General features: G+C 64.9%; 18 protein-coding genes and 1 pseudogene. 12 read left to right on the forward strand and 7 right to left on the reverse strand.

Going from position 1 to position 17,948, the window contains the following annotated elements; translation table 11 throughout:
• The first annotated feature begins 17 nt into the window (after positions 1–17).
• Together M2361_RS12075 and M2361_RS12080 are read left to right on the forward strand one after the other, a co-directional pair.
• Positions 18–752 carry a tetratricopeptide repeat protein gene (locus tag M2361_RS12075; protein ID WP_259249319.1) on the forward strand — a complete coding sequence of 245 codons (735 nt, stop codon included), beginning with the start codon at positions 18–20 and terminating at the stop codon, positions 750–752.
• Between the two features lie 13 nt (positions 753–765).
• Positions 766–1,575 (forward strand): hypothetical protein, encoded by an 810-nt coding sequence (locus M2361_RS12080; RefSeq protein WP_404976408.1) that lies wholly within the window; start codon positions 766–768, stop codon positions 1,573–1,575.
• A 31-nt stretch (positions 1,576–1,606) separates the two neighbouring features.
• Here the strand turns inward: M2361_RS12080 and M2361_RS12085 are convergent.
• The 3 genes and pseudogenes from M2361_RS12085 to M2361_RS12095 all read right to left on the reverse strand — a co-directional run.
• Positions 1,607–2,344 (reverse strand): annotated as a pseudogene (locus M2361_RS12085) (YoaK family protein); the annotation flags it as partial.
• A 144-nt stretch (positions 2,345–2,488) separates the two neighbouring features.
• Positions 2,489–3,718: an SMI1/KNR4 family protein gene (locus M2361_RS12090; RefSeq protein WP_259249321.1), complete on the reverse strand. Its 1,230-nt coding sequence runs from the start codon at positions 3,716–3,718 to the stop codon at positions 2,489–2,491.
• A gap of 124 nt (positions 3,719–3,842) precedes the next feature.
• Complete coding sequence (locus M2361_RS12095; protein WP_259249322.1) at positions 3,843–4,889, reverse strand: aldo/keto reductase; 1,047 nt, start codon at positions 4,887–4,889, stop codon at positions 3,843–3,845.
• A gap of 319 nt (positions 4,890–5,208) precedes the next feature.
• Between M2361_RS12095 and M2361_RS12100 the strand changes: the two genes are divergently transcribed.
• The 6 genes from M2361_RS12100 (at position 5,209) to M2361_RS12125 (ending at position 10,191) form a co-directional block, all read left to right on the forward strand.
• The gene (locus M2361_RS12100) at positions 5,209–6,219 is read left to right on the forward strand and encodes an AraC family transcriptional regulator (protein WP_259249323.1); all 1,011 of its coding nucleotides are present in this window, start codon (positions 5,209–5,211) and stop codon (positions 6,217–6,219) included.
• A 101-nt stretch (positions 6,220–6,320) separates the two neighbouring features.
• The gene (locus tag M2361_RS12105) at positions 6,321–7,313 is read left to right on the forward strand and encodes a LysR substrate-binding domain-containing protein (protein ID WP_259249324.1); all 993 of its coding nucleotides are present in this window, start codon (positions 6,321–6,323) and stop codon (positions 7,311–7,313) included.
• 117 nt (positions 7,314–7,430) lie between these two features.
• Complete coding sequence (gene ycaC, locus M2361_RS12110; protein WP_259249325.1) at positions 7,431–8,057, forward strand: isochorismate family cysteine hydrolase YcaC; 627 nt, start codon at positions 7,431–7,433, stop codon at positions 8,055–8,057.
• A gap of 140 nt (positions 8,058–8,197) precedes the next feature.
• Positions 8,198–8,761, forward strand: coding sequence for a DUF3455 domain-containing protein (locus M2361_RS12115; RefSeq protein WP_259249326.1), 564 nt, complete (start codon positions 8,198–8,200; stop codon positions 8,759–8,761).
• Between the two features lie 120 nt (positions 8,762–8,881).
• Positions 8,882–9,451: a sigma-70 family RNA polymerase sigma factor gene (locus tag M2361_RS12120; RefSeq protein WP_050448395.1), complete on the forward strand. Its 570-nt coding sequence runs from the start codon at positions 8,882–8,884 to the stop codon at positions 9,449–9,451.
• Positions 9,448–10,191: an anti-sigma factor domain-containing protein gene (locus M2361_RS12125; protein ID WP_259249327.1), complete on the forward strand. Its 744-nt coding sequence runs from the start codon at positions 9,448–9,450 to the stop codon at positions 10,189–10,191. Before M2361_RS12120 ends, M2361_RS12125 begins: the two co-directional genes overlap by 4 nt.
• 24 nt (positions 10,192–10,215) lie before the next feature.
• Here M2361_RS12125 and M2361_RS12130 read toward each other — a convergent pair whose 3' ends face one another.
• Positions 10,216–11,364: a sterol desaturase family protein gene (locus M2361_RS12130; RefSeq protein WP_100854980.1), complete on the reverse strand. Its 1,149-nt coding sequence runs from the start codon at positions 11,362–11,364 to the stop codon at positions 10,216–10,218.
• 251 nt (positions 11,365–11,615) lie between these two features.
• On the opposite strand from M2361_RS12130, the gene M2361_RS12135 reads away from it, so the two are divergent.
• Positions 11,616–11,840: a YdcH family protein gene (locus M2361_RS12135; protein ID WP_050448397.1), complete on the forward strand. Its 225-nt coding sequence runs from the start codon at positions 11,616–11,618 to the stop codon at positions 11,838–11,840.
• A 31-nt stretch (positions 11,841–11,871) separates the two neighbouring features.
• Here the strand turns inward: M2361_RS12135 and M2361_RS12140 are convergent, their stop codons facing one another.
• From M2361_RS12140 to M2361_RS12150, 3 genes are read right to left on the reverse strand one after another with little or no spacing between them, the layout of a single operon-like run.
• Positions 11,872–12,858: a tripartite tricarboxylate transporter substrate binding protein gene (locus tag M2361_RS12140; protein ID WP_259249328.1), complete on the reverse strand. Its 987-nt coding sequence runs from the start codon at positions 12,856–12,858 to the stop codon at positions 11,872–11,874.
• A gap of 30 nt (positions 12,859–12,888) precedes the next feature.
• Complete coding sequence (locus M2361_RS12145) at positions 12,889–14,115, reverse strand: CaiB/BaiF CoA-transferase family protein (protein WP_259249329.1); 1,227 nt, start codon at positions 14,113–14,115, stop codon at positions 12,889–12,891.
• A 32-nt stretch (positions 14,116–14,147) separates the two neighbouring features.
• Positions 14,148–15,104 carry a hydroxymethylglutaryl-CoA lyase gene (locus tag M2361_RS12150; RefSeq protein ID WP_259249330.1) on the reverse strand — a complete coding sequence of 319 codons (957 nt, stop codon included), beginning with the start codon at positions 15,102–15,104 and terminating at the stop codon, positions 14,148–14,150.
• A gap of 130 nt (positions 15,105–15,234) precedes the next feature.
• On the opposite strand from M2361_RS12150, the gene M2361_RS12155 reads away from it, so the two are divergent.
• The 3 genes from M2361_RS12155 (at position 15,235) to M2361_RS12165 (ending at position 17,878) form a co-directional block, all read left to right on the forward strand.
• Entirely contained in the window at positions 15,235–16,143 is a 909-nt protein-coding gene (locus M2361_RS12155) for a LysR family transcriptional regulator (RefSeq protein WP_259249331.1), read from the forward strand.
• A 118-nt stretch (positions 16,144–16,261) separates the two neighbouring features.
• Complete coding sequence (locus M2361_RS12160; RefSeq protein WP_259249332.1) at positions 16,262–16,864, forward strand: LysE/ArgO family amino acid transporter; 603 nt, start codon at positions 16,262–16,264, stop codon at positions 16,862–16,864.
• A gap of 105 nt (positions 16,865–16,969) precedes the next feature.
• A complete protein-coding gene (locus tag M2361_RS12165) occupies positions 16,970–17,878 on the forward strand; it encodes a DNA/RNA non-specific endonuclease (protein ID WP_259249333.1) in 909 nt (302 codons plus the stop codon).
• The last annotated feature ends 70 nt before the right edge of the window (positions 17,879–17,948 follow it).

Raw genomic sequence — 17,948 nt, forward strand, 5'->3', positions numbered from 1 at the left:
AGGAACCATCGACCGCCATGCTTGCAACACTGAGCCGCCGTGTGCGTGCCTGCCTGCTCGGGCCGGCCCTTGCCTGCTGCATCGGCCTTGCCGTGTCGGCCGCCAATGCGCAACCCGCCGCGCCACTGGACCACGCGTACCAATCCGAACTGCGCGCGGAAAACGAGGCGCTGCAAACCCGCATCAAGCAACTGCCGCCCGCCATGCAAACGCTGAACACGCGGATCTCGGCCGCCTTGCGCGCGAACGATCCGCAGGAGGCGCAGCGCGTAGCCGAAGAAATGGCCAAGCAAGATCCGCGCAACGCCGACGTTCGGCTGTTCCTGGGCAAGCTGCAAGCGCAGCAAGGCAAGCTGCCCGCCGCCCAAGATCTGTTCGACGAGGCCATCAAGCTGAATCCGGACCATAAGTGGGCATACGTCAACAAAGCCGGCGCGCAGGCGCAGCGCGGGGATTTGCCCAATGCCTTGGCCACGACCCAAGCGCTGACGAATCGCTTTCCGGACTGGAGCATCGGCTACAACCTGCAGGCCTCGCTATTGGATGCCATGGACCGCGAAGACGAGGCGCTGGCTGCCTACCAAAAAGCGGTGCGCGCCAAACCCGCCAGTGCGTTGATTCTGACCAATCAGGGTAATTTGCTGCGGCGCCTGGGGCGGCAAGCCGACGCTCGCCTGTCTTACGAAGACGCATTGCGAATCCAGCCGGGCTACCCGCTGGCCGAATCGGCGCTGGCCGATCTGCGCAAGTAATCCGGTAGCCATGATGAAACGCCGTGCGCTGCTGAAGAGCCTGGGTCTGGGTGGGAGTTTGGGGGTGGGTCTGGGGGTGGGCCTGCGTTTGGGCTTGGGCGGCCTGATGATGGCGCCCTTGCGCGCCTTGGCCGCCACCGACCGCAAGCCAATCATTCGGCAAGTGTTCGCCCTGCCGCCCGGCGCGATTCCGATCTCGTCCCAGCACGCCGCTTTGATCCGCTTGCTGCGTGTGCAATGGATGCCGATCGAATCCGGCGCGCCGGGTATTGATTTCGAACAGCCGCTGCTGGGCGGGCCCGACACACTGGCCATCGCGCGCCGCGCGTTGAAGACGTCGGACGATGCGCTGGCCATCCGGCGCCTGGCCGAAGTGTGCCGCGTGCTGCCCGACTTCGTGGCGTCCGTGGGAAAACTCGCGCCCGGCCATTATCCGTTGCCGACCGAGATGAAAGCAGCGTTCGACTTTCCGCAAAGCGGCATGGACGCGCTAGGCGGCTTCACGCTGCGCGCCGAACACCTGGTTTTGTTGCGCGCGGCCGTCTGGCGCGAGGCAGGCCCGCAACAACTGGAAGCCGTATTACGCGAAGGGGATCAGTTCTGGCCGGCGCCCCTGATCGACGGCAAGCGGCCGTATGGCGACGCCAGCTACTACCAGGTCGACATGGCGCGCCTGCTGGGTGAGCCCTACCCCCTGGACGCCAAGGGCTACGCCATCACGGAACCGGCCAAGGACGCCCGGCTGGAAAAGCTGCATTACGAAACCTTGGCCGCGCTGCAGGTCTTCCTGGGCCACGCCGTCGCGCGCAAAGCCAAACGGTGAGGCCGCCGCGCTAGGCGCGGCGAATGAAGCTGCGGATGTCGTCCATGACCGGCACCGCGGCCAGCAAGGTCAGCAGCAGCGCCAGCGGCCAGGTGGAACCGAAGCCGAAGTGAAAGAACGAGTACGCGCCAGTCACGCCCCCCGCGAAGAACAGGGTAACCATCAGGCTCAGCACAATCAGCTTGCCCCGGTCGGCGAACACGGGCGGCTTGTGTTGCGTGTCGCTCTTGGCCACGTTCCAGTAAAACAGCTTGCCCAGTTCGATGCCGATGTCGGTCACCATGCCGGTGACGTGCGTCGTGCGGATCTCGGAGCGCGACACCTTGGTGATCATCGCGTTTTGCAGGCCCATGATGTAGCACAGCAGCATCACGGTGCCGGGCACATAGAACCAGCGCAGCGTTTCCAGGTTGGCGCCCAACAGGCCAAAAACCAGTAGCAGCACGGCTTCCAGCAGCAGCGGCAAGGCGTATTCGCTGGCCAGGTGGGAACGCCGCCCGAAGTTGATCAGGAACGCGGAGCTGGCCGCCCCCGCCAGGAACGACAGCAAGGCCGCCACCCCCTGCAACACCACCACCAGGCCGCCCAGCGCCATGTGGTCGGCCATCATGGAAACGATGCCCGACATGTGCGAGGTGTATTGCTGCACGGCCAAAAAACCGCCCGCGTTGACCGCGCCGGCGGTAAAGGTCAGGAAGTAGGCAAGATGCCTGTTGGCTTGCGGGCTACGGCTGACCGCCGTCAGTCTGCGCAGATACGGAATGGCCACGCTTTTCCCTTCAAAACGTCCCGTCGAAACGTCGCTTCAAAACAAGAGCGCTCACGGAAACGCGAAGCACATTCTAGTCGGGGACGACGTGCCGTGGACGAGGGCAATGCGGGCATCACCCAAGCTGGATAGACACCCGCAACGTCATAGCAAGAATTCCCGCAGATTGGCTACGCGTTCGGCCAGGCCGTCCGCGCCCAGGTAGTGGCTCAATTTGCCCGCGCGCACCTTGCGCAGGTCCTCCTGGTAGCTGTTGGCCATGGCGTCGCGCACCTCTGCGTAAGCGGCGGCAATCCCGTCACCGCAGGCTGCCGCGACGCGGCGCGCGGCCTCGGGCGCGCCGCAGGCCACGCAGCGGGCCACGCCCAGGGCATCGGCTTGGGCGCCTTGCGCCAGCAGCCGCTCGACGAGTTCCGCCGGAGGCTTGCGATCAAAGAGATGAATGGCCGTCGGGCTGGCCGCCGCACCCGCTTGCAACAAGGCGTGGGCGGCGGCGCAAGCGTGCTGCATCAAGGCCACGTCCACCGGCGTGGCGCTGCCACGCAAGGGCTCGTCGAAACGCATGCCCTGCTCTGCCAATTGCCGCACCAGCGCCGCGTCATCCTTGCTGATGGCGTGCTGCAAGGCCAGGCCGGCCAGCCGCGGCGATTGCATCAGCGTGCCGGCCGCCAGCGGGCCGCGCCAGTCCACCCGCGCGCGCCGGTAGAACGCGACGAGCGCGTCGGCCAGCGCTTGCGGCATGCCGTGATCCGACACCCGTTCGTCCAGATATTCCAGCACGCGCACGCCGGGGCTATCCAGGTCGTCTTCCGGGTCTGACTCCAGGCACAACGAGGCGAAGGCGGCGTGCAGATCCGGCGCAATCGTTGCAATGCCATCCTGTTGCAAGGCATGCGTCCAGCCGGGAAGGCCCTGCTTCCACGCCACGATGCTGCCGGCGCGAGGGCCAGGTTCCACCGCCACGTAGATGCGGTCGCAGTATTCAAAGCCGCCTATGGGCAGATAGCGCAGCGTGCCGTTCCAGGTCTCGCCGTCTTCGGTGGCGGCGGTTTCGGCGCACTCTTGTTCGTGTTCGATCCAGCCTTGCAGATCGCGATAGTGGTCGCTGCCGTCGTAGAACAGTTCGGCCCAGCTCAAGGCCTCTTCATTGCCGTTCATCCGCGCGTGCAAGTCGTAGGCCAGTTCGCCGCCGGCGGTCAGGCGCCACAGGTCGCGCAAGGCTTGTGGCAAGGGGCCGGCGCAGGCGGATTCAATCTCCGCGATCCGCGCGTCGGACAAGGGCGGCTGCACCGCGATCAGCACGCGGTCGGCGAACAGCGCAATACCGTGTTCGCGCAAGATGCGCACATCGTCGGGGGAAAACGGGTGGGTCATCTGGCGTCTTCATTCGTTAAAGCTGCCAGGATTCTACTAGCGCCCGCGCCATCCACATGCGCTGCCGCCGGGCCGGCGATCATTGTTGACGCGCGCGCGCCGGCCCGGCCCTGCCCCCTCGTGCTTACACCGCGCCAGACTCCATCAACTGCTGGCGGCGGAATTCGCCCTGGCGCACGTGCATCCAGCCGGGATACTCCGGCGGCAGCGCGCTGACTTTGTCCAAGGCTGCGAGCTCGTCCTGCGTCAACTTGATGGCGGTTGCCGCCAGGTTGTCGTCCAACTGGTCCACCCGCTTGGCGCCGATGATGACGCTGGTGACCACTTGCTGATGCAGCAGCCACGCCAGCGCCACTTGCGCCACGGATACGCCGCGCGCATCGGCCACCGACTTGAGCGCGTCGATGCTGTCGTAGGCGCGGTCGCGGTCCACGGGCGGGAAGTCGAAGGCGGCGCGGCGGCTGCCGGCTTCAACGGAGCCATCGCGACCGTACTTGCCACTGAGCAAGCCACCGGCCAGCGGACTCCACACCATCAGCCCGACACCTTCGCTTTGCAGCATGGGCACGAGTTCGCGTTCCAGGTCGCGGCCCGCGATCGTGTAGTAGGCCTGTAGCGATTCAAAGCGCGCCAGCCCCAGGCGTTCGGCAATGCCCAGCGCCTTCATGATTTGCCAGGCCGCCCAGTTGGACACGCCCACATAACGCACGTGACCGTGTTGGACCAAGGTATCCAGCGCGCGCACGGTTTCCTCGATAGGCGTTGCCGGATCAAAGCCGTGGATCTGATAAAGGTCGATGTGATCCAACTGCAAGCGCGCCAGGCTCTTCTTCACGCCATCCAGAATGTGCACGCGCGAATTGCCACGCGCATTCACGCCCGCGCCGGTCGGGCCGAACACCTTCGTGGCGATGACCACGTCGTCGCGCGCCACTTTCAAATCGCGCAGCGCCTGGCCGGTGATGATTTCGGAACGGCCTTCCGAATAAACATCCGCCGTGTCAATGAAGTTGACGCCCGCCTCCAACGCCCGGCCCACCAGCCGGTTGGCGTCTTCTTGTTGCAGGTTGCCGATCTTGCTCCACAGCTCGCCCTCGCCGCCGAAGGTCATGGTGCCCAGGCAGAGTTCCGAGACGAAAAGGCCTGTGCTGCCGAATTTCTTGTATCGCATGGTTGAGCTCCTGTCAGCGGCGTCGCGGGGTCCACGCGCCCCGGGATGGGACGCCGGACGCTTGCTTGCCGGGGTGGGAACAGTATGCGTCGACTAGCGGCGGCGCACGCTGCTTGATCCTGCCCTTTTTTTGCCTGATTCTCTGGCACGACCTTCGGAGAATCAGGCATGCGCCCGATCCTCCTGATTTTTTGCCCATTTCTCCAGACCGAAAAAGTGGGCTGTGCACCGCAGCAAGACCGCGCATACACTGAAAACCGTCCTACCCTCTGCGGCGCCGCCGGCTTACCCCGCGGACGGCGCGCCTTCCGGAGCTCCCATGCCTATTACTACCGCTCAGTCCAGTACCGTTCGCCCCGCCCCCGATCGATCCGCTACCGATCGATCCGACGATGCCGTCAACGTCGCTTCTCTGGACATCGCGTACGAACCGGCCCGTCGAGAGCTGCTTTGCACGCTGGACCGGATGACGGGCGATCTGGAAGGATCGCTGGACACGCCCATCGAAGGCCTGTACCTGCACCGGCTGTCGCAGCCCACCGGCGCCAAGCCGGGCTTGCAAAAAGCCGCGCTGGCGGTCATCGCGCAGGGTTCCAAGCGCCTGCTGATCGGCGATGAGAGTTTTGAGTACGACCCCTTCCATTACCTGATTTCCTCGGTGGACCTGCCCGTGGTGGCCAAGGTGTCGGTGGCCAGCCCGACGCTGCCCTACCTGGGCCTGCGGCTGGATCTGAACCCCGAGGAAATCGCCGAGCTGATCAGCGACGAGAACCTGCCGCCGCTGGTCCCCGCGGAAGCGTCACGCGCGCTGAGCGTAAATCCGCTGGGCGGCTCGCTGCTGGACGTGGTGCTGCGCTTGCTGCGCCTGTTGGACAGCCCGCGCGACATCCCCATCCTGGCGCCCATGGTCAAGCGCGAGCTGCTGTACCGGTTGTTGATGAACGGCCAGGGCGTGGTGCTGCGCCAGTCGGTGCTGCAAGACAGCCAGTTGAACCGCGTGGCCAAGGCCATCCGCATTCTGCGCGACAACTACGCCCAGCCGCTGCGCGTGGAGGAAATCGCCCGCGACGTACACATGAGCGTGTCGTCCCTGCACCACCATTTCAAGCAGGCCACGGCCATGAGCCCGCTGCAATACCAGAAGCACCTGCGCTTGCAGGAAGCGCGTCGCCTGATGCTGAGCGATGACGCGGGCGTGGCGCTGGCCGCGCATGCCGTGGGCTATGAAAGTTCATCGCAGTTCAGCCGCGAATACAGCCGTTTGTTCGGCACCCCGCCGCTGCGCGACAAGCAGCGCTGGAAAGAAGAATCGCTGGGCGCGGCCGCCTGACAGGATTTCCGCGCGGCCATTCGCTTTCCGTCTTCTGGCACGCACCGGCGGCGTTATATGCTCGCCGCTACGTCTAGAAATCGGAAATCGCGGAAACGGTCATGCATGACTTGAATGATCTCTATTATTTTGTCCAGGTGGTCAAGAACGGCGGCTTCGCACCCGCCGGCCGCGCGCTGGACATTCCCAAATCCCGCCTGAGCCGCCGCATCGCCCTGCTTGAGGAACGGCTGGGCGTACGCCTGATCCAGCGTTCCACCCGCAGCTTTGCCGTGACCGAACTGGGTCAGGAATATTTCGACCAATGCCTGTCGATGCTGGCCGGGGCCGAAGCCGCGCAAGACGTGATCGACCGCACGCACGCCGAACCGCAGGGCACCATCCGCATGAGCGCGCCGCCCGCGCTCATCTACTACTTTCTGGGCGATGTGGTGGCGCGCTTCATGGAACGCTGCCCCAAGGTACACGTCTACCTGAAGAGCTTTTCACGCTCGGTGGACGTGCTGCGCGAAGGGTTCGACCTGGCCGTGCGCGTACGTTTCGGCCCCATGGAAAGCAGCGACCTGGTGATGAAGCACCTGGGCATGAGCTGCCAGAGCCTGGTTGCCAGCCCCGCGCTGGCGCGCTCGCTGCCGCCCAACGCCGATGTGGCCCAATTCGCCCAATTGCCCACCTTGGCGCTGGGCACCGAGCAACGTGAATGCCAGTGGCGGCTGGACGGACCCGACGGCGCCCGACTGAACGTGCCCTTCACGCCGCGCCTGGTCACCGACGACATGCTGGCGCTTAAGCAAGCCACCCTGCGCGGCGTGGGAGTAGCCGCCTTGCCGCTGATGATGATCCGCGACGAACTGGACGCCGGCACGCTGGTGCCGGTGGGCGCGCCCTGGGTGCCTGAACCAGGCGCCGTCCATGCCGTCTTCCCGTCGCGGCGCGGCCTGCTGCCGGCGGTACGGGAGCTATTGGATTTCATGGCGGCGGAGTATGGTGAAACGGCCCGGCGCGAATGCGATACGCAGCAGCGCCATGGCATTACCGGCCACAAATCCCTCGCAATCTCCCTTCCATCGCCCACCCAATCGTCCGATAAATAGAACGCTGAAGCGCAATTTGACCGACTACCGGGGTTATAGGCTGATATCTAGAATTCTGTTCATGCACTCAACGCGCAACACCGCGCACCACCTTGAAGACATAACGGAGCAAAAATCATGACCAAGCCCTACGTGAAACTGGACAAGAACGAAGCCGCCGTCCTGCTGGTTGACCACCAGGCCGGCCTGCTTTCCCTGGTGCGCGATTTTCAACCGGACCAATTCAAGAACAACGTGCTGGCCCTGGCCGACCTGGCCGAATATTTCAAGCTGCCCACTATCCTGACCACCAGCTTCGAAGACGGCCCCAACGGCCCGCTGGTCCAGGAACTGAAAGACAAATTCCCCACCGCCCCCTACATCGCCCGCCCCGGCAACATCAACGCCTGGGATAACGAAGACTTCGTCAAGGCCGTCAAGGCCACCGGCAAGAAGCAACTGATCATCGCCGGCGTGGTCACCGAAGTGTGCGTCGCCTTCCCCGCCCTGTCGGCGCTGGAAGAAGGCTTTGACGTGTTCGTCGTGACCGATGCGTCGGGCACCTTCAACGAAGTCACCCGCAACGCCGCCTGGAGCCGCATGGAACAAGCCGGCGCGCAACTGATGTCGTGGTTCGGCGTGGCCTGCGAACTGCATCGCGACTGGCGCAACGATGTGGAAGGCCTGGGCACCCTCTTCGCCAACCACATTCCGGATTACCGCAACTTGATGGCGTCGTACTCGGCCAACCGCAAGGCCAACTAAGCCGCGCTTTTCCCCCGCAGGCCGGATGCAGAAATATTTGCATCCGGCCTGCATCCAATTCGGCCTCCCGCGTGTAGTACCTGTACCGGCGCGCATGGTGCGCGTCGTCTACAGACCTTTCACGTCGCTGGAGACCGCTCATGAAGACCCAACGTTCGCACCGCATCCCCGTCGTTACCGGCCTGTTCGCCGTGTCGCTCCTGGCCGCCTGCGGCTCGATGAGTTCCAAATCCATGGCCTATTCCCAAGCCAACCTGCCCGCCAGCATCCAGGTGCCGGCCGGCAACAAGGTGGCCTGGGAAACCGTGGGCGTGGGCGAAATCACCTACGAATGCCGCGCCAAGGCCGACATGAAAGACCAGGCCGAATGGGTGTTCGCCGGTCCCAACGCCGCGCTGAATGACCGCATGGGCAAGCAAGTCGGCAAATACTACGGCCCGCCCGCCACCTGGGAAGCCATGGACGGCTCGAAAGTCACCGGCAAGCAACTCGCCGTGGCGCCCGCCGGCGACGGCAACATCCCCTACCAACTGGTGCAGGCGAATCCGGCCATGGGCGCGGGCGCGATGACGGGCGTGACCTACATCCAGCGCGTCGCGCTCAAGGGCGGCGTGGCGCCGAAGACGCCTTGCACCACGGCGATGCTGGGCCAGAAAAGCGTGGTGAAGTACCAAGCTGACTACATTTTCTGGAAGGCGAACTAAGCCCGCCGGCCCGCCGCCCCCATCGGCGGGCCAGCGGTGGGAGAGTCCGGTAAGATGGCGCAACCTTCAACCGCGCATGGCGGATTCGCGCGGCCGCTCCCTTACCGTCCCTGCTCTCGCATGCCGAACCGCCTGACCCCGGATTTCGATTACGAAGCTGCCCTGCAGGCGTGCGCGGCGGGTCGCCGGCCCGCGCTGGAAGCGCTGTATCGGCAAGAAGGCCCGCGCCTGCTGGGCGTGGCCCAACGACTCCTGCGCGATCGCGCTTGGGCAGAGGACATCGTGCATGACGCCTTCGTCAAGATCTGGAACCAGGCCGACACGTTCGACGCATCGCGCGGATCGGGACGCGGCTGGGTGTACAGTATCACCCGCAATCTGGCGTTGAATGCGCTGCGCGACACCGCCCGCGAAACCGACGTTGACGACGACGCGGCCGCCGCCCTGGACGCGCGCGACGCCATCGAAGCCTGGCACGACACCCGCGACGCCTTCGACTGGCGCGCCAGCGCCGGACGCATCGGCCCCTGCCTGGAAGAACTGGAACCGGTACGCCGCAACTGCGTGCTGCATGCCTACGTAGAGGGGCTGACGCACAGCGAAATCGCCCAGCGACTGGGCGCGCCGCTGGGCACCGTCAAGGCCTGGATCAAGCGCAGCCTGCAAGCGCTCAAGGAGTGCCTGGCATGAGCGCTCCGCACTCCTCCCACGACGACATCGACGAGCTCGCCGGCGAATATGTGCTGGGCACCTTGTCGGCCACCCAACGCCGCGACGCGCAAGCGCGCATGACGCATGACGCCGACCTGCGCGCGGCGGTTGCACGCTGGGAAGCCAGGCTCTTGCCCTTGACGAACCTGTCCGAACCGATCGAACCATCCACCAGCCTTTGGCCTCGCATTACCCGCACGCTGGATTCGGCACAGGCGCAGGCGCGGCCCGCTGTCAGCCTCAAGTCGAGCAGCGCGCCCAAGCCCGGCCTCTGGGACAGCCTGGCCTTCTGGCGCAGCCTGGCCGTGGGCGGCATGGCAGCGGTGCTGATCCTGGGCAGCACGCTGGCGCTACGCCCGGTGGCCACGCCCGATGCGCCGCAGTACGTGGTGGTGTTGGTGGCGCCGCAATCGCAGGCGCCCGGCTGGGTGGTGCAGGCGCAGGCCGGCCAAAGCGCCGTGCAACTGGTGCCGATCACCGCAACGGAAGTGCCGCCGGATCGTGCGCTGGAATTCTGGACCAAGGCCGACGGCTGGGCCGGCCCCGTATCGCTGGGCCTGGTCAAGCCCGGCGAACCGGTCCTGATCCCGCTGGACAAGCTGCCGCCGCTGGAACCCAACCAGCTTTTCGAGCTGACGCTGGAACCCAAGACCGGCTCGCCCATCGGCAAGCCCACCGGCCCGATTCAATTCATCGGGCGCGCGGTCAAGATGCTGTAGCGGGTGAGGCCTTGCGCGGAAGCCTTAGCGCTTGCGCGCGAAGGGATACACCTGCTGCGCCAGGAACGTCCCCGGCATGTCGTTGTCCAGAATCCCGTAGTTCTCGGGCAAGCGCTTGCCCACGCCGCGCACGGCGGTGCCAAAGGCGTAATCAATGAACGAGAAGTGCGCGGCGTAGTTCTTGTCGATGGCTTCGGTGTCTGACGAGTGATGCCAATGATGAAAATCCGGCGTCACGATGATGTAGCGCAGCCAGCCCCACGGCAGCTTCACGTTGGAATGGATCAATACAGCCTGGAACCCGACGATGATGATGTAGGCGTCCAGCACCGCCTTCGAAAACCCCAGCACGAACAGCACGCCCAACACGGCCACGCGCGTGATCAGCAGTTCAACGATGTGCAGGCGCGAACCGGCCAGCCAGTCCAGCGTGCGCGTGCTGTGATGCACCGCATGAAAGCGCCACATGAACGGCACCTCGTGATAGACCCGATGCGCCGCGTACTGCGCCAGGTCCGCCACCAGCACCGCCACGAACAGTTCCAGCACATAAGGCATCGACTGGATGGCCGCCTGCAAGGGCTCATACGCCGCCCAGGAAAACAGCCGGTGGATGAAAAAGTTGATGCACAGCAGCACCGCGCCCACCGACAGGTGATTAAACAGGAAATGCTTCATGTCCACCTGCCATTCCCCGCGAAACACGGGCTGGCCGGGATACAGCGGCGTCAGCTTCTCGACAATGATGAAGACCATGCTGGACGCCAGCAGGTCCAGGATGAACCAGTCCAGGCCCAGGTACGGGTGGTTGCCGGTGTTGGACGACGTCACCACCACCTGGCTGCCGCCCGCCGCCACCGCGCAGCAAACGAGCGCGAAGGCCGAGATGTTCAGCCAGCGCTGACGCCCCAGCACGGTATTGGCAAGCGCAATGGAGCCCGACACCAGCAGCGCGGAAAACAGCAGCGTGCGCATCGCTTCCACGGAGTAGAAGGCGCGCAGTTCCGGCGTGGTGAGATAGGCGGGAAAGTGAAAAGCCAGCACCCCCAGCACGGCCAGAATGGCCAGGAACAGCGCAATCACGCCGCTGATCATGCCGGTGCCCGGGTTGATGCGCCCGTCCTTACTGAAAAGATCTAGAACTTGCCGAACACCGGAGGCGCGCTGTTTCATGTCTGCGATATGACTGACCACGGGGGCCAGAGTGTATCCCCGCGCAACCCCGGTCATGTAATCAAACGTGAATATCAACGACAAATTCAGCGCACGGTCGCATTGCCCTTGCGCGCGCTCAACCCGCTTGCCCCGCCCTGGCAGGGGGCGGGTTGACAATGAACAGTCGTTGGCGTGTCATGGGGACGCCGACGCTCGCCGCGCTTGGCGCGTGCCGGTCCCGTCAACGGGTTCCCAAGAGAGAGGCCCTAATGTTCCCTGAATATCGCCAACTCATTACGCAGCTGAAATCCGAGAACGCGCATTTCTCGGCCCTGTTCCAGCGTCACAACGACCTGGACCAGGAAATCCAAAATATGGAGGACGGCAAGGTGCCGTCCTCAAGCGCCCACATCGAGGTGCTGAAAAAAGAAAAACTGCTGCTCAAGGACAAGCTCTACGGCCTGCTAAGGGCGGCCGACCAGAACACCGGCTAAGCCCCAGCCTGTCCGCCACCGGCTACCTGCCCTACATCAGCTCCAGCCCCGCCCCCCGCACCACGACCGCGTACTTCGCCATTTCAGAACGAAAGTACGCTGCCGTCTGGTCGGGGGGCATCAGCAGAATCCGGGTGTTCTGCGCCGCCATGGCCTGTTTGACCTCGGGCGAATTGAACGCCCGACCCAATGCGTCGTAAATGCGGCGCACATCGGCCGCCGGCAATTTGGCCGGCCCCACCGCGGCGAACCAGCCACCGATCTCGTAATTCTCCAGCCCCTGCTCGCGCGCCGTGGGCAAATCAGGCAAGGCCGCCATCCGTTCGCCACCACAAGCCGCCAATGCCTTGAGCGCACCGCTTTTTATCTGCGGCAGCACCGAAGGCAGCGACAAGACGCCGAAATCCACCTGCCCGCCTATCAGGTCCGCCATCATGGGGCCCACGCCCTTATAGGGAATGTGGCGCGCCTTGACGCCCGCCTGCTGCACGTACATCTCGGCGGCCAGATGCAGGATGGTGCCGTTGCCCGACGAGGCGTAGTTATAGCGGCCGGGTTCAGCCGACAGCAAAGCGGTCAGCTCCTTTAGGTTGCCCGCCGCGATCTGCTTCGGGTTGGCCACGATCAGAAACGGCGTCATGCCCACCATGCTGATCGGCGTAATGTCGGTCAGCGGGTCGAACGGCAAAGACTTATAGACGCTGGGAAAAATCACATGGTTGTTCGACAGCATGCTTAGCGTGTAGCCGTCCGGCGCCGACCGCACCAACGCGGACGTGCCCACGATGCCGCCGGCGCCCGGCTGGTTTTCGACCACGACCGTATGGCCCAGCGCAGCGGACAGCGCCGGGCCGACCGACCGCGTGATCGTGTCCACGCCTGAACCCACCCCCACGGGCAGAATGAACTTGATGGGCCGGTCCGACTGCGCCCTGGCCAGGGCTGGCGCGCCCAACAACGTCACGCCCAGCGCTCCCAGTAGTTGTCGGCGGCTCCACCCCGCGCGTTGATTGCTCATGTTTGTCTCCTGTTGGTTTTTTGTTTCCCATCACGCTACCGCGCCCTGCTCCCGCAGCGCCGCAATCTGCGTTGCGTCATAACCCAGGTCCGCCAGCACGGCGTCCGTGTCCACGCCCAAGGTCGGCGGGTGCAGCCGCACCCCCAGCCGGTGTCCGTCCATCATCAAGGGGAACAACGCCGCGCCCGCGGTCTGGCCGGCGCGTTCGCCGTCGGGCAGCCGGATGTCGGCCAGCCCGCCCGTGGCGCGCAGATGCGGGTCGTCATAAAGCGCTTCGGGCTTCACGATGGGCGCAAACGGCAAGCCGATGCGTTCGAACACGCTTGAGAGTTCCGCCGCGCTGTAGCCGGCCAAACGCTCGCGCAGGTCGGCCAACAAGGTGGGGCGCAGACGCACCCGGTCATTGTTGGTGGCCATGGCCGGATCGCGCTTCAAGTCATCGAATCCGAAGGCGTCGCAGAAGGTGATCCACTGCGCATCGCTGACGGCCGCCAGGAAGATCTGCTCGCCATCCTTCACGGTGAATACGTCGTACAGCGCCCAGGCGGATACGCGATCAGGCATCGGCGCGGACGGCTGGCCGGTAATGGCGTACTGCAGCATGTGCTGCCCCACCAGGAAGACGTTGTTCTCGAACAGGGCCGACTGCACTTCCTGCCCCCGGCCCGTAATGCCCCGCTGGATCAGCGCGGCCATGGCGCCGATGGCGCCGAACATGCCGCCCATGATGTCGTTGACGCTGGTGCCCGCGCGCACCGGGTCGCCAGGCCGGCCGGTCATGTAGGCCAGCCCGCCCATCATTTGCACGACTTCGTCCAGGGCGGTGCGCATCTCGTAGGGGCCGGGCAGAAAGCCCTTGTGGCTGACGTAGATCAGCCGGGGGTTGTCTTGCGACAGCGAGGCGTAGTCCAGCCCGTACTTGGCCATCGTGCCGGGGCGAAAGTTCTCGGCCACCACGTCGGCGCTGGCCGCCAGTTTGCGCGCGGCGGCGACGCCTTCGGGGCTTTGGATATCCAGCGCGATGCTCTTCTTGTTGCGGTTGAACATCGGGAAGAAACCCGCGCCCACACCCAGCAGATGCCGGGTGCGATCCCCCCGCACCGGTTCCACCTTGATGACTTCGGCGCCCAGGTCCGCCAGCACCATGCCGCAGGTCGGGCCCATCACCATGTGCGTGAATTCGACCACGCGCAAGCCGGCCAGCGGCAATGCTCGGGGAGACGGGGGCGTAGCAGTATCTTGAATCGGTTGTGGCATGGGTAAGCTCGAAAGATATTGGGCGGGCGCAATCAGGCAGCCGCGCCGGATAGGGAATGGAACGTCTTGGGCAGGCCGGCCTGCCACAGCGCGCCGTGCAAGGGCTGGTCCGGCAGCCAGACGCCAACCTTCTGACGCAGCGCCAGCAATCGGCTGATGTCCACGCCGGTGGCGATGCCCATGCTTTCCAGCATGAAAACCAGGTCTTCCGTGCTGACATTGCCGCTGGCGCCGGGGGCATGCGGGCAGCCGCCGATGCCCGCCAGGCAAGCGTCAAAACGCGACACGCCCGTTTCCAACGCGGCCAGCACATTGGCCAGCCCCAAGCCCCGCGTGTCATGAAAGTGCGCGCAGCACAGGCGGTCGCCCGCCAGGCGGCGCGCCTCGTCAAAAAGCCGCCGCACCGCAGCGGGGTCGGCGTAGCCCACCGTATCGGCCAGGCTGACGCGGTCGGCGCCCGCATCCAGCAAGGCCTGCATCAGCCGCAATACTTCCTGCGGCGGAACATGGCCCTGCAAGGTGCAGCCGAACGCCGTGCCCACCCCGCCTTCAATCAGCATCGACGACCCGGCCGCATCGCGCGCCGCGCGCATCTGGCCCACCATCGTCACCACCTCATCCGGGGTCTTGCGCAGGTTGGCCAAGCTATGGGCATGGCTGGCCGACAAGGGCACCAGCATCAGGTCCGCGCCGCTGGCCAGCGCGCGTTCGGCGCCTTTCAAGTTGGGCACCAAGACCGACACCGTTAGTCCATCCAGGCGTTTGGCGTGGGCCACCAAGGTCTCGGTATCCGCCAACTGGGGCAACAAGCGGGCGGGTACGAATGACCCCACTTCAATCTCGCGCTGGCCGGCCGCGTAGGCCGCATCGATCCATTCAAGCTTGGTTTGCGTGGGCATCACGACGGACAGGCTTTGCAAGCCGTCGCGCAGCCCCACTTCGCGCACCGTGGCGCGGTTCGGAAAACAGGAGGACGGGGCGATCGGCATGGCAGCGGCGTTATCCAGTAAGGCTTCATCAAGCGACCAAGCCAGTTTAGATATTCTCGATTCACGCACAAGCGGTATTCCGGAACGACTAATATTCCATTTTGGAACTTCTAAATAAGGCGGCCCCGTCATGCGCGACCTGGACATCACCACCCTGCGCCTGTTCATCTCCGTCTGTGAAACCGGCAACATCGCCCGCGCCGGCCAACACGCCAACATCGTCGGCTCGGCCATCAGCAAACGCCTGGCGCAGTTGGAAGACACCGTGGGCGCCAAGCTGTTGACGCGCAAGCGTCGGGGCGTCGAACCCACCGAGGCCGGCGAAACCCTGCTGGAACACGCGCGCGCGATACTGGCCAGTTCGCAACGCATTGAACGCGACATGTCGGCCTACGCCAGCGGCGTGAAGGGGCAGGTGCGCATCCTGGCCACCGCGTCCATTCTGGCTGAATCCCTGGCCGAGGACATCGCGGCATTCCTGCAAGCCGCCCCCCACCGCAACATCCGCGTAGACATGGAAGAGCGCGTCAGCCAGGACGTCGTGCGAGAGGTCAAGGGCGGCATCGCCAGCCTGGGCATCTGCTGGGACGCGGCCGACTTTCATGGGCTGGACACCCGGCCATACCGGGGCGACCGCCTGGCTGTCGTCACGGCGCCCGATCATCCGCTGGCCGAACGCGACGCGGTCTGGTTCGACGAGGCCTTGGACTACGAGCACGTCAACATGCCCGCCGCTAGTGCGGTCTTGCGCATGTTGCAAACCGCCGCCAACCAAAGCGGCAAGTCTTTGCGCCACCGCGTCACCGTCAGTAATTTCGACTCCGCGTTCCGCGTCGTGCTGGCAGGCCTGGCCATCAGCGTGGCGCCCATCGAGGTGGCCACGCCCTATGCCCTGGCCCATGGCCTGCGCGTGTTGCCCTTGCATGACCCCTGGAGCCATCGCCGCTTTGCCATCTGCATGCGCGACGCGCATTCGCTGTCGGCGGCGGCCAGCCTGTTGCTGGACCATCTGGTCGCGGCGGGCCGGGCGTCGGCGTGACACCTGGCCACCATGTTGTTTAGACGAACTAATGTTGATTTAGATTATTTAGTTTTTCTAATCCCCTGTCAGCGGCTAGTCTGTCGGCCTTTCCATAAGGGTTGCCACGAGAGTTGCCATGACGACCGCATTCATTCCCGGGTTCCTGCTCGGCCTTAGCTTGATCGTCGCCATCGGCGCGCAAAACGCTTTCGTCCTGCGACAAGGCTTGCGCCAGGAATACGTGTTCGCGGTCTGCCTGACCTGCGCCGCCTCAGACGCCATCCTGATTGCGGCGGGGGTGGCGGGCTTTGGGCTGGCGGCCAACACACTGCCCTGGCTGGAACCCGCCATGCGCTACGGCGGCGCGTTGTTCCTCTTTATCTACGCCGCGCGCAGCTTGCGCTCGGCCTTGCGCGCCCAGCACGACAGCCTGGCGCCTTCCGCCCGGCAGACAACCGGGCTTGCCGCCACCCTGGCCGCCTGCCTGGCGTTCACCTGGCTCAACCCGCATGTGTACCTGGACACCGTGGTGCTGCTGGGGTCGATATCCAGCCAGTACGACGGCGCCAAAACCGCCTTCGCGCTGGGCGCCATGTGCGCGTCGTTCACGTTTTTCTTCACGCTGGGCTATGGCGCCCGGCTGCTGCGACCGCTGTTTGCGAACCCCAACGCCTGGCGGGTGCTGGACGGCTGCGTGGGCGTGGCGATGTTTGCGATCGGATTGAAACTGGTGTTGTGACGAACTGTTGTTGTAGCGGACTGAGCTTGCGGTCGCCCGCAGTCAGTCATCTACAATTCGGCGACGCTGGCCCTACGGTGGCCCAGCCCGCAACACACAGGTAGCATGACGCGCGCGAAGAAAACAGCATCGACAAGAAAACGCCCGGTAGCTCGGGGCAATAGCAAATCGGCAAGCCGTGCCTATCGGTTCTTCAGGGCGCTTCTGGTTTCGTCACTGGCCAGCTTCGGCGCCACCACCTATGTCTTGAAGCCGCAATGGCCCGCGCAGTTCTCGCCGGATGCCATCCTGGCGCGCTTGGGGTGGCCAGCCCAGGAAAAGTTTGCCCCGGCTGCCATCCCTTCCGGGGCGTTGACCCACACTCGCTTCGCCGACTGCCCGCAGTTTTTCCCATCCGGCAACCTGCCCGTCGTGCCCTCGGCCCCCGCGCTGCGCGAGCTGTGCTTTTCAGCGTTTGCCGTCCTGCACAACGGCCAGACCAAAACGCCGGTGTTTGTCGCCGAACGCCTGAACCGCAAGCTGCTGACGCAGGCGCAGGGCTTGCAGCGCACCGACAAGTTCTACGCCGAAGCCCGCCTGCCCAGCGGCGAACGCGCCAGCCTGGACGACTACAAGGGGTCCGGCTACTCGCGCGGCCACATGGCGCCCGCCGGCGACATGTATTCCCGGGACGCCATGGCGCAGAGCTTTTCGCTTGCCAACATGGTGCCGCAAGACCAGACGCAAAACGCCGGCCCCTGGAGCCGCATCGAGCAAGACACCCGCAAATACGTCATGCGCGCGGCGGGCGATGTGTATGTCTATACCGGCCCCTACTACGCCGGCAAGCCTGCATCCATCGGCTTCGGCGTGGCGGTGCCCAGCCACGTCTACAAGGTGGTGTACGACGCCACCACGCGCCGCTCATGGGTGCACTGGCAGGCCAACAACGCCAGCGCAAAAGCAAGCGCCCCGATCAGCTACGACGAATTCGTCCGCCGCACGGGGATGCAATTGCTGCCGTCCGCGCCCTAGCGGTTCGCCAAAAAAAAGGGTTTGCGCACGCCCGGTGCGGTGGGCATGCGGCTTGCTCCGCAAACTGGCG

This window comes from Achromobacter sp. JUb104 (genome assembly GCF_024806975.1).
Taxonomy (GTDB): Bacteria; Pseudomonadota; Gammaproteobacteria; order Burkholderiales; family Burkholderiaceae_B; genus Achromobacter; species Achromobacter spanius.

Coding starts and splice junctions, on each gene's coding strand:
- M2361_RS12160 (WP_259249332.1), top strand. CDS start 16,262: ATGACGACCGCATTCATTCCCGGGTTCCTGCTCGGCCTTAGCTTGATC.
- M2361_RS12100 (WP_259249323.1), top strand. CDS start 5,209: ATGCCTATTACTACCGCTCAGTCCAGTACCGTTCGCCCCGCCCCCGAT.
- M2361_RS12080 (WP_404976408.1), top strand. CDS start 766: ATGAAACGCCGTGCGCTGCTGAAGAGCCTGGGTCTGGGTGGGAGTTTG.
- M2361_RS12135 (WP_050448397.1), top strand. CDS start 11,616: ATGTTCCCTGAATATCGCCAACTCATTACGCAGCTGAAATCCGAGAAC.
- M2361_RS12105 (WP_259249324.1), top strand. CDS start 6,321: ATGCATGACTTGAATGATCTCTATTATTTTGTCCAGGTGGTCAAGAAC.
- M2361_RS12165 (WP_259249333.1), top strand. CDS start 16,970: ATGACGCGCGCGAAGAAAACAGCATCGACAAGAAAACGCCCGGTAGCT.
- M2361_RS12090 (WP_259249321.1), bottom strand. CDS start 3,718: ATGACCCACCCGTTTTCCCCCGACGATGTGCGCATCTTGCGCGAACAC.
- M2361_RS12115 (WP_259249326.1), top strand. CDS start 8,198: ATGAAGACCCAACGTTCGCACCGCATCCCCGTCGTTACCGGCCTGTTC.
- M2361_RS12075 (WP_259249319.1), top strand. CDS start 18: ATGCTTGCAACACTGAGCCGCCGTGTGCGTGCCTGCCTGCTCGGGCCG.
- ycaC (WP_259249325.1), top strand. CDS start 7,431: ATGACCAAGCCCTACGTGAAACTGGACAAGAACGAAGCCGCCGTCCTG.
- M2361_RS12150 (WP_259249330.1), bottom strand. CDS start 15,104: ATGCCGATCGCCCCGTCCTCCTGTTTTCCGAACCGCGCCACGGTGCGC.
- M2361_RS12120 (WP_050448395.1), top strand. CDS start 8,882: ATGCCGAACCGCCTGACCCCGGATTTCGATTACGAAGCTGCCCTGCAG.
- M2361_RS12140 (WP_259249328.1), bottom strand. CDS start 12,858: ATGAGCAATCAACGCGCGGGGTGGAGCCGCCGACAACTACTGGGAGCG.
- M2361_RS12130 (WP_100854980.1), bottom strand. CDS start 11,364: ATGAAACAGCGCGCCTCCGGTGTTCGGCAAGTTCTAGATCTTTTCAGT.
- M2361_RS12155 (WP_259249331.1), top strand. CDS start 15,235: ATGCGCGACCTGGACATCACCACCCTGCGCCTGTTCATCTCCGTCTGT.
- M2361_RS12125 (WP_259249327.1), top strand. CDS start 9,448: ATGAGCGCTCCGCACTCCTCCCACGACGACATCGACGAGCTCGCCGGC.
- M2361_RS12095 (WP_259249322.1), bottom strand. CDS start 4,889: ATGCGATACAAGAAATTCGGCAGCACAGGCCTTTTCGTCTCGGAACTC.
- M2361_RS12145 (WP_259249329.1), bottom strand. CDS start 14,115: ATGCCACAACCGATTCAAGATACTGCTACGCCCCCGTCTCCCCGAGCA.